Here is a 13649-nt window from a genome sequence, read left to right on the forward strand (position 1 = left end):
GGTCGTCCTAAAATAGGTTGACAGGTTTTATAAAATTAGATCAAACCGTTGAAGATATCTTCAACGGTTTTTTTGCATATAAATTTCTATGTATTCTTTAGTTAATCGTATTCATTGAAAACAATGATGATGTACAATTTTACTTAGCTACTGGACTAATTATTTCTACATTCTGAAAAGCTATTGCTCCTCGTATAATTCCTGAAATAACATTATGCATAGCATCTATAATCTGCATTTTTAATTCACTTTTATGATAAATTATACTGACTTCCCTAGCTGGAGATGGTTCCTTAAAATGTTTTAGATTAGAATTTAGTTTTTCTTTAATATCCAAAGTATGCAAATAAGGCAGAAGTGTCATTCCCATGCCTTCATTAGAGAGCTTTATTAATGTTTCTATACTACCGCTTTCTAACTGAAAATGATCATCTGTTTGATTTTTAAACGCTTTGCATAGGTTTATAACTCCATCTCTAAAGCAATGCCCATCTTCTAGAAGTAACATATCCTCAATGTCTAAATCGTCTACTTCAATGGTCTTTTTATCTCTTAGTCTATGACTATTTGGTATGTATGCTACAAAAGGCTCGTAATACAATACACGCTCTTTTATGTTATCGCTTTCTAATGGAGTAGAAGCAATGGCAGCATCTAAATGCCCATCACTGATACGTGTTATAATTTCCTCGGTGGTTAGCTCTTCTATCTTTAATTTTATCTTAGGATACTTCTTTATAAAGTTATTTAGAAACATAGGTAAAAGCGTAGGCATTACTGTTGGAATAATTCCTAGCCTAAATTCACCTCCAATAAAGCCTTTTTGCTGATCTACGATATCTTGAATGCGATCGGCTTCATTAACAATATTTCTGGCCTGAAAAACAATTTTTCTGCCAACATCTGTCAATTCTATAGGTTTTTTACCTCTGTCAAAAATGGTTATATCTAGTTCATCTTCAAGTTTTTGTATTTGTGTGCTCAAAGTTGGTTGCGTAACAAAACATTTTTCTGCAGCCTTTGTAAAATTTTTATGTTCTGCTATAGCTAGCACGTATTTTAGTTGTGTGATTGTCATAGGTATTCATTTAGACTATAAAAATATAAAAACTATTTATAAAAACTATAGTAAAATAATTTTAATTGTGATGTAAATTTGTACTACACAAAAAAAGATATAATTATGACATTAAATAGTATAGGTTTAGATACCAAAAAGACCAAAGCATTGGCTGATGATTTAAACCAATTGTTAGCAAATTTTCAATTGTATTACCAGAATTTAAGAGGTATTCATTGGAATATAAAAGGTAGAGCTTTCTTCGATTTGCACGTAAAATTTGAAGAATTATACACAGATGCAAATCTTAAAGTAGATGAAATAGCAGAACGTATTTTAACTTTAGGTGCCACACCATTGCATACGTTTGAAGATTATACAAAAGCAGCCAAAGTACCAGTAGGAAAAAACATATCTAAAGATGAAAAAGCTGTAGAGCTTATTGTAGAATCATTAAGTGAGCTATTAAAAATAGAACGTTCAATTTTAGAAGCAGCAGGAGAAGCTAATGATGAAGGGACAAATTCTATGATGAGTGATTTTATTACTGAACAAGAAAAAACGGTTTGGATGATGAAGGCATGGTTGGGAGAAACTGTGTAGATTAGATTAATAGTTAGTAGATTAGTAAAAAAAGCCAGCATATTTGCTGGCTTTTTTGATTGATTGATTGATTGATGCTATTTAGGTTTTAGAACCTGATATTTAATTCTAAATCTTTGTCTTCAACTTTAAATTTAGCGTCATCATACTGTGGTGGTCCAAAAGACATAACGTTGTTAGACATTCCATAAGATTCTAAAGGCATACCGTTTTCTTGAAAATCCATTCTTTCGTTTCCATTTTCATCGTGTAATGCCATAATAGCATAGTCTCCAGGTTTAACGTTTTCAAAAGTTATAGTTACTTTTCCGTCTTTTATTTCAGATTCCGCGTCTACAATGCCTTTCCCTTTCATAAAGGTGTCTGATGTATGTAACGACATCAATACTTTGCCTTTGTCATTTTTTGCATTATCTATTGTTACTGTAATTGTGATGCCTTTATGCTCTTCTTGAGAAAATCCAAATGCTGAGGTTAAAACTAGTGCGATGGTTAAAATAAAATTTTTCATGATGATAGTGTTTTAATTGTTATTTGTTTATTGATGATTCAAATATCCAATAAAACTAAAGGCTTAACTAATAGCAATTACCGAACTGTAGTTTTAATAGGATGAGTTGTGGTTTAAAAAGTTTATGTGAGGATTTGTTTATTCGTTTTGAGCTGCGTACTATCACTAACAACTAACAACTAACAACTAACAACTAACAACTAACAACTAACAACTAACAACTAAATCAAACCTCTAGCCTTAATCTCTAAATACTTATTAATTGTATTAATAGTTAAATGCTCTGGAGCAGTTAATATAGATTGAATACCATGTTTTTGAAGTTCATTAACGATAAGCTTCTTTTCGTACATAAATTTTTCAGCTATGGTTTTTTGAAATATTTCAAAAGTATTTTGAGCTTCTACATTAGTAAGTTTATGTAATTCTGTATTTTCAAAAAAGATAACTACCAATAGATGATTTTTTGCAATAGCTTTTAAATATGGTAACTGTCGATGCAATGCATCTAAAGTTTCAAAATTGGTGTATAGTAGAAGCAAGCCACGCTGCGTTAGGCTCCGTTTAATGTCTATATATAACCTTGAAAAATCAGATTCAGAAAAATCGGTGTTGACATTGTACAAAGTTTCCAGAATTTTGTTCATCTGAGATGGTCTGCGTTCTGCAACTACTTTATTTTCAACTTTACGAGAAAAGGTGAACATACCAGCTTTGTCTTGCTTTTTTAATGCAACATTACTAATCACTAAAGTGGCATTAATAGCATAATCCAGAAGACTTAATCCTTCAAAAGGCATTTTCATGGCTCTGCCTTTATCAATAACACTGTATATTGGTTGTGAACGCTCGTCCTGAAACTGATTTACCATTAATTGATTACGCTTGGCTGTAGCTTTCCAGTTAATGTTTCTTATATCATCACCAGTTACATAATCCTTTATCTGTTCAAACTCCATGGTATGGCCAATACGTCTTATTTTCTTTAAGCCATACTCAAATAGTTTATTAGAAAATGCCAGCAGCATATATTTACGTAGCTGTAAAAAGGAAGGGTAATTTGGTACCATGGCATCTTTGGCAAACTGAAAGCGTCTGGTAATTAAACCAATTGGTGAATTGGCATAGACATTTAAACTGCCAAAATGATACTCGCCTCGCTCTAGAGGTCTTAAGGTGTAAGTTATTTTCTTCTTTTCATGCTTATTGAGTTGCGTCAGAATTTCAAAATCGCGCTTTTGATATTGAAATGGCATCTCATCAATTAAGGTTAGAGCTGTTTTAAAATTATAGTTATTCTGTAGTGTTATTTCTATTGGGTTATCGTCTCCATTGCTTAGTTTTTCTGGTAGAATTCTTGAAGCCGAAATACCTTTTTGTTTAAATAATAGAATAATATCTACAAGCACTAGACCTAAAGCTACAAAAAATAAAAGCATAACAATACCTAATAATCCTGGATATATGTATGCCAGAATAAATAGTGCCACAAAAATGATAGCAACTATAAAAAACCGAAAGGTTAAATAGGTATGTTTAAAAAAGCGTTTCACTATCTAGGAATCTCTATAGTTTCTAATATTTGATCTACAACTTTATCTACTGTAAAGGCTTCCATTTCGCGTTCTGGTGTTAGTACAAGTCGGTGTTTTAAAACGGCTTTTGTGCAACGTTTAATGTCATCTGGTGTTACAAAATCCCTTCCATTTATTGCTGCATTGGCTTTAGCTGCATTTAAAATGGCTATAGATGCTCTAGGTGAGGCACCTAAATAGAGGTTAGCATTGTTACGTGTATTATTTACAATGCTGGCGATATAGTTTAGCAAATTGTCCTCTACTACGATATGTTTTATTAAGTCTTGGTATTTTTTAATAGCATTTGCAGTAAGTACAGATGTAATGGTACTAAAGTCCATATTATCTTGCCTTTTGTGATTGTCCACCAAAATCTGAACTTCGTCTTCTAAAGATGGGTAATCGACTTCAATCTTAAACAAAAAACGGTCTAGTTGAGCTTCTGGTAAACGATAAGTGCCTTCTTGCTCAATAGGGTTTTGTGTGGCGAATACTAAAAATGGTGGCTCCATATCGTAACGTGTACCATCCATTGTAATTTGGCGTTCTGCCATAACCTCAAACAATGCGGCTTGTGTTTTTGCAGGCGCTCTATTTATTTCGTCAATTAAAACTATGTTAGAAAAAATTGGCCCTTTTTTGTACTCAAACTCGCTATTTTTTACATTAAAAATTGAAGTCCCTAAAATATCACTAGGCATTAAGTCTGGTGTAAACTGTATTCTACTAAAATCTACATCCATGGTTTTTGCCAATAATTTAGCAGTAACTGTTTTTGCAACACCAGGAACACCTTCAATTAAAGAATGGCCATTGGTAAGTATAGAAATGATTAATAGTTCTATCATTTCGTTTTGCCCAACAATAAATTTAGCTATTTCCTGCTTTATTTGTTCAACACTATCTTGTAAAGGCTTTAAGTCTATACGATTCTTAAAGTCTTCAGAATTATTTTCAGTAGTGTCATTTAGGTTACTATTAGTTGTTTCATCTAAATGATCTGACGATGGTATGTTCTGTTCTTCCATTATAGCTTCTGTTTTGTGAAATGTTCAATTTTTTTATTGAGCTCTATAAGTTCTTGCTCTGTGTGATTTGTTTTAGATTTTAAAAAGACCAAGTAATCTATTAAAGCTTTGGCATCTTCTTTAGTATTACTGGATTTAACGGCTAATTTTTCAATAAAATTTTGATTAAGTTGATTAGTATCTAGGTAATAATTTCTACGAACAAACTCTAGAAAATACTGAATCTTTTTCTCTATGATGTTAGTAAAATCACCATGTTGGTAATATAGTTCGCCAATGGTTCTGGTAAAATCTACTGTAGCGTTTTCTAATTTGTTGATAACAGGTGTAATGCGTTGGGTACGTTTTCCTCTAAAAATCACAAATAAAATAAGGCTAAACATACTAATGTAAAATGCCCATTTCAATGCTGTGTTATTAAGGATATATCGCAAAGGGCTTGTCACAACTTTTCTGCCACTTTTATAGTTGTTGTCCCAAATAATTTGCTGTTTAGGTAGATAAGATAAAACAGTAGCTGCATAATCTTCATTATCTGCCATAAGATGGTAATTGGTAAAGGCGAAAGGGTTGGTGTGTAAAATAAATTGTCCGCCTTTTTCACCAACGTCAACTTTTATAAAATTCGGATATGTTTCGTCATAATTGTCTTCATCTTTAGTTGTTACAGTACCTAAAATGGTGGTGTTTAAAGTATCTATAGAACTAAAGTGACTATTCTCTATAACGTCTTTAAATAAGCGATTGTTTTTTTGAAGACTTGGACTTGTAAATTTATGATTGGATTCTTTTTTATAGAGGTTACTGTATTGACGTTCAACAACAATGTTTAATGAATCTAAGGCATTACCATAAAAATAATTGCCACTCAAAAAAACGGTGTTCCCTTTTTTTGCAAAGTCCATTAAAGTTTTAGATTCTTCTGACCCAAAACTTAGATAATTATTAATAAACACTAAAGATTTTGAAGCTGTTGTATCAACGTCTTTTAAATATTCATACACAGAACGCTCAGATATGAGTACTTCACCATCAGAAAATGTTTCAAGTTCATTAAAAAGAATATAACAACCTAAAGGAATTTTATCTGCTGCAGAGTAGGAGTCACGCCAATTGAGTGCTTTGGGTTTAGTGACTTCTGCAATTATCATAAAAAGAATCACAGCACCAATAACGTACAACGCTATTTTAGAACGCTTATCCATGCTGTGTGGTTTTTATAAGTTGATTAAAATCGTCTTTATTTTTGTTGAAACTTACTTCGTCTATTGGAAATTCTCCATACCAAACATAATCGTAGATATAGGATACACGCTTAAATAGGCTTTTTAGCTTTGAGTCTTTAATTTCATTAAGATAGTCTGTATTGGTTTTGTCATAATGCCACTCAATAGTCTTTTTACTAGCTAAAACTTTAAGTGTTTTTAGATACATATAGCGTGTGGCCAACCTGTAATTGTTGGCTTTTAAGGCTTTTTTAATGAGCTTATCAAAATCAATCTGTTCAATATTTTCCTCAACATAAGTAAAGCCTTTAATAGTTTTGTCTTCGGTTTTAAAAACCGAACTAATAGGGTTTTGCAGTAAGAATTTTATCAAAAGATATAGCACAATAATACCTAACAGACCGTAAACTATATATTCCATAGTTTGATAATCTAACCAATCAATATCAAACCCAAAAACATCTCCCAACCATGTAAAAAATGATCTAAGAATACGCTGTATTAGGTTGATACCTCCAGTATCATTTATGGAATAGTTAAAATCGTTTCCGGAGTAATTGTCTTTAAAATTATCCTTAAAGTAGGTGACATCTAAGTTTGATGAATCGCGTTTTACCACATTATCTTGAGCCCATACCAATGAAGTACAAAAAAATGTCAAAAGCGACCCGTTTATATGTTTGAGCCCTTGTTTACTCATTAACACCAATTTGATCTATTTTCTTTTGAAGGAATATATTATACTTCACTTCATAAAGGTTATAATAAAGAATACCATAAGACAATTGAGATAGCGCTTGGCTGTAGATAAACGCAAGCAAAAAGCAGGCAAACCATAAAGTGAGAACTATTTTTGCAAATACACTTGTAGCTATATCAACACCACTGTCAACAGAAAAGTAAACATAAATTCCCATAATAACTGATGGTATTGAAGATAGCATTGCTAAAATCATCATATTAAGAATACCAATAACCAAACCATACAATACAACACGCCAAAAGTTAGAAAACGTAAAATCGAAACCTTCGGAAATAGCTTCTCCAAATCCTTTTTTATTTGCAAAAATTGACATGAACGTCAATCCAAAAATAGCTGTTATGGTAAAACTTAAACCATACTGAATAATCATTCCTAAGAATGGAATAAACGTCAATATACCAGAAACAACAAGATATGCGATATATAAAAGCCCACCTATAAGAATAAAAATGATGATGGTTCCTATCTTACTCAAAATGCTTCTCCAAATATTTTTTGAAACAATTTCACCTTCATTATTAACGTATTCGGCCACATAAGCACTAGAAAAGCTATAATTAATTAAAGAGGTAACAAAGACAATTAAAAAAAGAATCACTGCACCAGCAATAAAATAACTATCTGTGGCAACATTGTTGCCCATGCCAAATCTAAAATCTCTACTTGCCAAGCCCATAAAACCTGTAACCAATAAATAAGAACAGATTAATGTTAGGATAATACTAATGGCATTATATCTTAGATATAAATTAGTATAGGATTTAAAATTATGTTTTAGGAATAAAAAGTAGGTATTTATAATATCTCCAAACGTACTTCTTGTTCTTAGTTCAATATACTTCTCGTTCACGATTTATTAGGTTTGGGTATTAATTCAGAATTTGTTTTAGTAACCTCAGTATTCACAGCTTTGTTTAATAGTATTGGATATATGATATAATAATATATGATAACAAAAAGTGAAATAAATATAATGCCATAAGCCAAAAATGAAGGCATTTGTTCTCCATAACGCGTTATAAAGCCTTCAATAAAACCAGCGATAATAAAAAAAGGAATAGTACTCACCACAATCTTTAAACCATCTTTTGCACCTTTCATAAAGGCAACACGTCTAGAGTATGTTTTAGGAAATAAAAAGCTATTACCCATTACTAAACCAGCACAACCTGCAATGACAATTACAGAAATTTCAATGGTGCCATGTAGCCAAACGGTCGAAGTTTTTTCTAAAATACCATAGTTGTAAAAGAAAGTAATGAAAGATCCTAACATAATACCATTACTAAACAGAACCCAAACCGTACCAACACTAAAAAAAACACCAAGTGCAAAAGCAATAATCGCAACTCTAATATTATTAATCGTAATACCTAAAAATGAACCAATATTACTCCCGCTTTTATAAACAGCCATAGGTTCTCCTTTTTCAATATTTTCAATAGTCATGTTTACATAACCATCACCAAGAATTAGTCTTAAAAAGGAATCGTCATTTAAAGTAGAAACAGCACCAATAATCACTGCTGCTATAAAAATTAAAAAAGCATAAAGTAACGTTTTGTGATACTGTCTAAAAAATAAAGGAAATTCGTCTTTCCAAAACGAAACAATCTTGTTTTTAGATTCTTTTTTTGTGATATAAATTTTTTGGTGCGCTTGCGAAGCCAATGAATTTAAATACAACAACGTCTTACTGCCAGGATAATAGGTTTGGGCATAAGATAAGTCATTAGTAAGTTGAATGTAGTATGAAGCTAAGTCATCTGGATTTATTTTTGCATTATTCTCCAATGCCGTTTTCAAAACCAATCCATTTTTCCTTATTTTGCTTCACGAAAGACGCTTCGCGCATAAATCATTTCAATTTAAAAACGAATATACATTTCAATGAGCAAATTAGCAATTAACACAGCACAAAATGTCAACCTGGATTATAAGTTAATTGGTTTAGGTGAGCGCATGGTTGCTTTCTTAATTGATGGTGTTATTTTGATTACCTATATAACCATAATGGAAAACCTAGTAAACTTGTCAGAAATATTTGATGCAGATGGTTGGACAAAAAGAGGTTTTACAGGTTTATTTTTATTACCTGCGTTTTTCTATTCGGTAATTTGCCATATTGTTTTTGGAGGACAAACCGTTGGAAAAATGATTATGAAAATAAAGGTGGTAAAAGTTGATGGTTCTCCTACAGAATGGTATAACTTTTTTGTACGCTGGATGTTAAGAATTGTGGATTTATGGATTTTTTCGCCTTCTATAGGTATTCTTTCAATATTATTATCAGACAAAAAACAAAGAATTGGTGATGCTGCTGCGGGAACTGTAGTGATAAGTGTAAAGAAAAAACATAAAATCACCAGTACAATCCTTGAAGAGATTAATGACGATTACGAACCCGTTTTTAGTAATGTAACGCAACTAACAGATAAAGATATTCGTATAGTAAAAGAAGCATTTTTAATAGCAAAGAAGAACAATGATTTTAAAACGCTTACCATGCTGAAAAATAAAGTATGTGATGTTTTGCAGATTGAAACAAAACTTTATGATGTAAAGTTTATTGATACTATCCTCAAAGATTATAATTACTATACCCAAAATATGTAAACAGGATTCCAATTTTGGCAAGCATGCGCAGACAAAATTGTGAATATCGTTTATCCCGAATTTATTTCGGAATCTTTTGACGCTAAAGTTCAACTGTTTGTAAAAATTTGTAGTTGACAAAATTTAACAAACTAACTATATAAATAGATTCCTGCTTATGCAGGAGTGACAAAACAACAATATGTTTTTTCAAATTATAGACATCTTAGGAACCATTGCTTTTGCCATTTCAGGTGCTTTAGTTGCCATGAGCAAACGGATGGATCCATTCGGAGTACTTATAATTGCGTTTGTAACTGCCGTAGGAGGTGGAACCTTACGTGATGTGATGGTTGGTATAGAGCCAGTCTCTTGGATGAAGAACATGACTTTTGTTTATGTAATTATCGGTTCTGCCGTGTTTGCTGTAGTTTTTAGAAAACGCATCAGTTACCTTAGAAAATCGCTCTTTTTGTTTGATACTATCGGGATTTCACTCTATACAGTAATTGGTATAGAAACAGGGCTTATTGCAGGTTTGCATCCTTTAATCTGTATAGCGTTGGGTACGATGACAGCTTGCTTTGGTGGTGTGATTAGAGATATTTTATGCAATGAAATTCCTGTTATTTTTAGAAAGGAAATTTATGCCACAGCCTGTATTTTAGGTGGGTTAACTTATTTTCTGTTACTACATTTTTTTGAAGATAGAAACTACCTGTTTGTTATTGTAGCCGTAGTTGTAATTACAGTACGATTAATTGCAGTACGCTACAAAATTAGTTTGCCTAGTTTGTATAAAAAGGAGGAATTAGAGTAGTTAATTGATAAATTCAATCATAATCAGGAATATTCAAGCCTAATATTACATCTCGTTTTACAGTTAAAATTCCATTTTCTAATTTGGGCAGCACAACTCCAGATCCTGCTCTGCTACCCAAACGTTTTTTGAATTCATCGGTAAGAAACTTGTCATCTTCAAACATGATGTCATCAATATAATAGGCATTGGTATTTGGTTCCTTTACTGTTATATGAATATGTTGAGGTGCATTAGTGTTTGGGTAGGACGCTGGTCTAAATGTGTAAAACGTATAAGCACCATCAACATTCGTTTTTATCCAACCACGAATATAACCATGGCGTTTTGCCCAGCCTTTTTCGTCACCTTTGGTTTCGTATATGCCATTTTCATTGGTGTGGTATATGTAGAGAATAATATTCTTTGCTGGAGTTACACCATCCTTTTTGTAAACCGTACCTGTAATTTTTAATTTAGGTTTAGAGGCTTCAAATTTTGGCAGTGTATCAATTGAAGACAGTTTTTTTTCACCATATTCATATAGTGCTTCGCAACCTTCGCATGGTCCGCCAACTATTTTGTCAGTTTTGTTCTTCGCTTGTGATTGACAAGAAATAATAGTTAATGCTATAATTGCTATGTTAATTAATTTCTTCATTTTCAATGGTCATTTCACCTTCTTTCATCGTTTGTTCAACTGGGAAATAATCCTTAGTGTTTTGTTCAATTGCTTTTTTAAGATTTTCAAGATTGGTTTCTTCTTGTGCCTTAATCGAGCTTCCTGCCAATGCCATCATGGATTTAGCAAGTATGCCATTTCCCACAGTTGTGGTACTGGAAGTTATTTTTGTTTTACCATCCATTGGAGCCATGTTCAGTTTATAGTCCATATTCATAAAATCTGAAGTAAAGGTCATTTCAATGGTCTCGTTAGGTACTAGGTTGGTAATCGTTTCCCGAATTACCATTTCTTGACCTTCATTGATGAAATAGACATCAGATACAGCGCCAACTGTACCAGGTGTGCCGCTGACATGTTCAACTTTCTGAAAGCCTGGCAACCAATCGGCCATTTTAGCCTCATCTTGTGTTACAGCCCAAGCCTCAGCTAAGGGTTTGTTTACAACAATTTCACTGTCGTAAGCTACTTCTGGTTTTAGTAGTCCCAACAATAAAAAGCCAATAATTAAAATGGCTATAACAATGACGATGTACTTTAAGATTTTCATGGTTCTATGTTTTAAAATGGTTAGTTAGTATCAATTTTAGTAAATATTATTCCTGCGGCACAGGAAACCCTCTATCTCGCATTAAGGCTTCAATCTTGGCATCACGTCCTCTGAATTTTCTGTAAGCTTCAGCTGGATCCATAGCATTTCTTGGAGCGAATAAATATTTTACCAATTTATCAGCAATTTCACTGTCGTAAAAACCGCTTGGAGCCTCTCTGAATGCTTCCGAAGCATCACTTGTTAACACATCTGCCCACATATAACCGTAGTAAGCTGTAGCATAACCTTCACCTGAGAATACGTGACCAAAATGTGGTGTTCTATGACGCATTGGTAATTCCTTTGGCATACCTAATTCGTCTAAAGTTTCACGTTCAAATTTATCAATGTCAATATTGGTTGGGTCTGCTAAGTGTAATTTCATATCGATTAAAGCTGATGCCAAATATTCTGTTGTAGAAAAACCTTGGTTAAAGGTTGATGCCTTTTTAATTTTTTCAACCAACTCAGCTGGAATAGGCTTTCCAGTTTCATGATGAACCAAAAATTGATTAATCACTTTATCCGTAGATAACCAACGCTCTAATAATTGCGACTGAAATTCTGTATAATCCCTAACTCCACCTTGAAGTGTCGGATACTTTACATCTGCTGCGAAGAAATGCAATGCATGACCAAATTCATGGAAAAACGTAGTAGCATCATCCCAAGATACTAAAACTGCTTCGCCTGGAGCTGGTTTTACAAAATTAGAATTGTTGGATGCCAATACATTGGTTTCACCTTCAAACGTTGTGGAACTTCTGTAGGTTGTAGCCCAAGCACCAGAACGTTTACCTTCACGAGCATAAGGGTCTAAATACCAAAGGCCTATGTGTTTGCCAGAGTCTTTATCTGTTACTTCCCAAACCTTCACATCTTCATGAAATACAGGAACTGAACCTTCTTCTACAGGTGTAAATTTATAATTAAATAACTCACCAGCGACAAAGAACATGGCTTCTGTCAATTTATCTAATTGTAGATATTGTTTTACTTCGTCACTATCTAAATCGTATTTCTTTTTTCTCACTTTTTCAGCATAATAGCGATAATCCCAAGGTTCAATAGTAATATTATCTCCAAGCTCATTGGCTACAGCTTGCATGTCAGCTACTTCTTCTTTAACTCGTGCAGTAGCTGCTGGCCAAACTTTTAGCATTAATTCCATGGCATTTTCAGGAGTCTTTGCCATGCGGTCTTGCAATCTCCATTCGGCATAATTGTCGTAACCCATTAAGCCAACACGTTCTTTACGAAGTTTTAGAATTTCAGCAATCAATTTGTTGTTATCGTATTCATCTCCATTATCTCCTCTTGAGTAATAGTTTTCCCAAACTTGTTTACGTAATTCACGATTGGTAGAGTAGGTAAGGAAAGGATCCATAGATGAACGCGTATTGGTAATAGCATATTTACCATCCTGTCCTTTGTCTGTTGCTATTTTTGCAGCAGATTTTATAAAACCATCAGACAAACCACCTAACTGATCTTTAGTTAAGTAAGTGACGTAGTTTTCTTCATCATGCAATACATTATTGGAAAATTTGGTGTATAAGGTTGAAAGCTCTTTATTGATTTCGGCATAGCGCTTTTTCTTTTCGGCATCGAGGTTAGCACCATTCATTTCAAATTGCTTATAGGTTAAATCTACAACACGTTGCGCTTGAGGTTCAAGAGGCTTTTTTTGAGAAGCTTCATAAACAGCTTTAATACGTTGGAATAATTTTTCGTTTTGTGAAATCTTAGACCTAAACTCGGATAATTTTGGTGCTAATTCCGTCTGAACCTCCCTGAACTCTGGTGAAGACACATTGCTACTCATAATGCCATAGTATGCAAACACTCTATTAAGTGGTTTGCCTGCACTTTCCATAGCAACTATGGTGTTTTCAAAAGTTGGTGCTTCCTCATTATTGGCAATGGCATCGATTTCTTTGAGTTGAAGCTCCATACCTTTTTCTACAGCTTCTTTTATGTCTGCCACATTCATTTTATCAAAAGCTGGAACACCTTGGTATGGTCCTTCCCACTCTTGTAAAAGTATATTGTCTGTCATGAGCTTATCTTCTGTTTTTGGTTCTTCTTTACAGCTTGTAAATAGAATTACACTGCCTAGTACGGCAATTTTGATTGATTTAGAAATCATTGTAGTTAGTTTATTAGTACTAAAATGAACTTTCGACTGCGCTCAAGGTGACATTCTAGAAAAA

Annotated in this window: 13 protein-coding genes and 1 pseudogene; 3 read left to right on the forward strand and 11 right to left on the reverse strand. The window is 33.1% G+C overall.

The window, feature by feature from the left end; genetic code table 11:
* Positions 1-139: 139 nt before the first annotated feature.
* A complete protein-coding gene (locus ACFFGA_RS13100) occupies positions 140-1078 on the reverse strand; it encodes a LysR substrate-binding domain-containing protein (RefSeq protein WP_386064753.1) in 939 nt (312 codons plus the stop codon).
* A gap of 105 nt (positions 1079-1183) precedes the next feature.
* On the opposite strand from ACFFGA_RS13100, the gene ACFFGA_RS13105 reads away from it, so the two are divergent.
* Positions 1184-1663: a Dps family protein gene (locus ACFFGA_RS13105; RefSeq protein WP_386064755.1), complete on the forward strand. Its 480-nt coding sequence runs from the start codon at positions 1184-1186 to the stop codon at positions 1661-1663.
* Positions 1664-1751: 88 nt separating this feature from the next.
* On the opposite strand, the gene ACFFGA_RS13110 is transcribed toward ACFFGA_RS13105, so the two are convergent.
* From ACFFGA_RS13110 to ACFFGA_RS13140, 7 genes and pseudogenes are all read right to left on the reverse strand, one after another.
* On the reverse strand, positions 1752-2174 hold the full coding sequence (locus ACFFGA_RS13110) for a DUF2141 domain-containing protein (RefSeq protein ID WP_386064757.1): 423 nt from the start codon (positions 2172-2174) through the stop codon (positions 1752-1754).
* A gap of 221 nt (positions 2175-2395) precedes the next feature.
* The gene (locus tag ACFFGA_RS13115) at positions 2396-3727 is read right to left on the reverse strand and encodes a DUF58 domain-containing protein (RefSeq protein ID WP_386064758.1); all 1332 of its coding nucleotides are present in this window, start codon (positions 3725-3727) and stop codon (positions 2396-2398) included.
* Entirely contained in the window at positions 3727-4779 is a 1053-nt protein-coding gene (locus tag ACFFGA_RS13120; RefSeq protein WP_386064760.1) for an AAA family ATPase, read from the reverse strand. The genes ACFFGA_RS13115 and ACFFGA_RS13120 overlap by 1 nt, the downstream gene beginning before the upstream one ends.
* Positions 4779-5984: a DUF4350 domain-containing protein gene (locus ACFFGA_RS13125; RefSeq protein WP_386064762.1), complete on the reverse strand. Its 1206-nt coding sequence runs from the start codon at positions 5982-5984 to the stop codon at positions 4779-4781. The genes ACFFGA_RS13120 and ACFFGA_RS13125 overlap by 1 nt, the downstream gene beginning before the upstream one ends.
* Complete coding sequence (locus ACFFGA_RS13130) at positions 5977-6666, reverse strand: DUF4129 domain-containing protein (protein WP_386064764.1); 690 nt, start codon at positions 6664-6666, stop codon at positions 5977-5979. The genes ACFFGA_RS13125 and ACFFGA_RS13130 overlap by 8 nt, the downstream gene beginning before the upstream one ends.
* A 31-nt stretch (positions 6667-6697) precedes the next feature.
* Positions 6698-7618, reverse strand: a complete 921-nt coding sequence (locus ACFFGA_RS13135) for a hypothetical protein (RefSeq protein WP_386064765.1) — start codon at positions 7616-7618, stop codon at positions 6698-6700.
* A pseudogene (locus ACFFGA_RS13140) lies at positions 7615-8623 on the reverse strand (stage II sporulation protein M). Before ACFFGA_RS13140 ends, ACFFGA_RS13135 begins: the two are co-directional and overlap by 4 nt.
* Before the next feature lie 35 nt (positions 8624-8658).
* On the opposite strand from ACFFGA_RS13140, the gene ACFFGA_RS13145 reads away from it, so the two are divergent.
* On the forward strand, positions 8659-9384 hold the full coding sequence (locus tag ACFFGA_RS13145) for an RDD family protein (RefSeq protein WP_386064767.1): 726 nt from the start codon (positions 8659-8661) through the stop codon (positions 9382-9384).
* 181 nt (positions 9385-9565) lie between these two features.
* Positions 9566-10183, forward strand: a complete 618-nt coding sequence (locus tag ACFFGA_RS13150) for a trimeric intracellular cation channel family protein (RefSeq protein WP_386064769.1) — start codon at positions 9566-9568, stop codon at positions 10181-10183.
* A 13-nt stretch (positions 10184-10196) separates the two neighbouring features.
* Here ACFFGA_RS13150 and ACFFGA_RS13155 read toward each other — a convergent pair whose 3' ends face one another.
* From ACFFGA_RS13155 to ACFFGA_RS13165, 3 genes are read right to left on the reverse strand one after another with little or no spacing between them, the layout of a single operon-like run.
* The gene (locus tag ACFFGA_RS13155; protein WP_386064771.1) at positions 10197-10823 is read right to left on the reverse strand and encodes a dioxygenase family protein; all 627 of its coding nucleotides are present in this window, start codon (positions 10821-10823) and stop codon (positions 10197-10199) included.
* Entirely contained in the window at positions 10807-11394 is a 588-nt protein-coding gene (locus ACFFGA_RS13160) for an SRPBCC family protein (RefSeq protein WP_386064773.1), read from the reverse strand. The genes ACFFGA_RS13155 and ACFFGA_RS13160 overlap by 17 nt, the downstream gene beginning before the upstream one ends.
* A gap of 46 nt (positions 11395-11440) precedes the next feature.
* A complete protein-coding gene (locus ACFFGA_RS13165; RefSeq protein WP_386064775.1) occupies positions 11441-13585 on the reverse strand; it encodes a M3 family metallopeptidase in 2145 nt (714 codons plus the stop codon).
* Between the last annotated feature and the right edge of the window lie 64 nt (positions 13586-13649).

The sequence above is a fragment of the Winogradskyella pulchriflava genome, assembly GCF_042434315.1.
Taxonomy (GTDB): Bacteria; Bacteroidota; Bacteroidia; order Flavobacteriales; family Flavobacteriaceae; genus Winogradskyella; species Winogradskyella pulchriflava.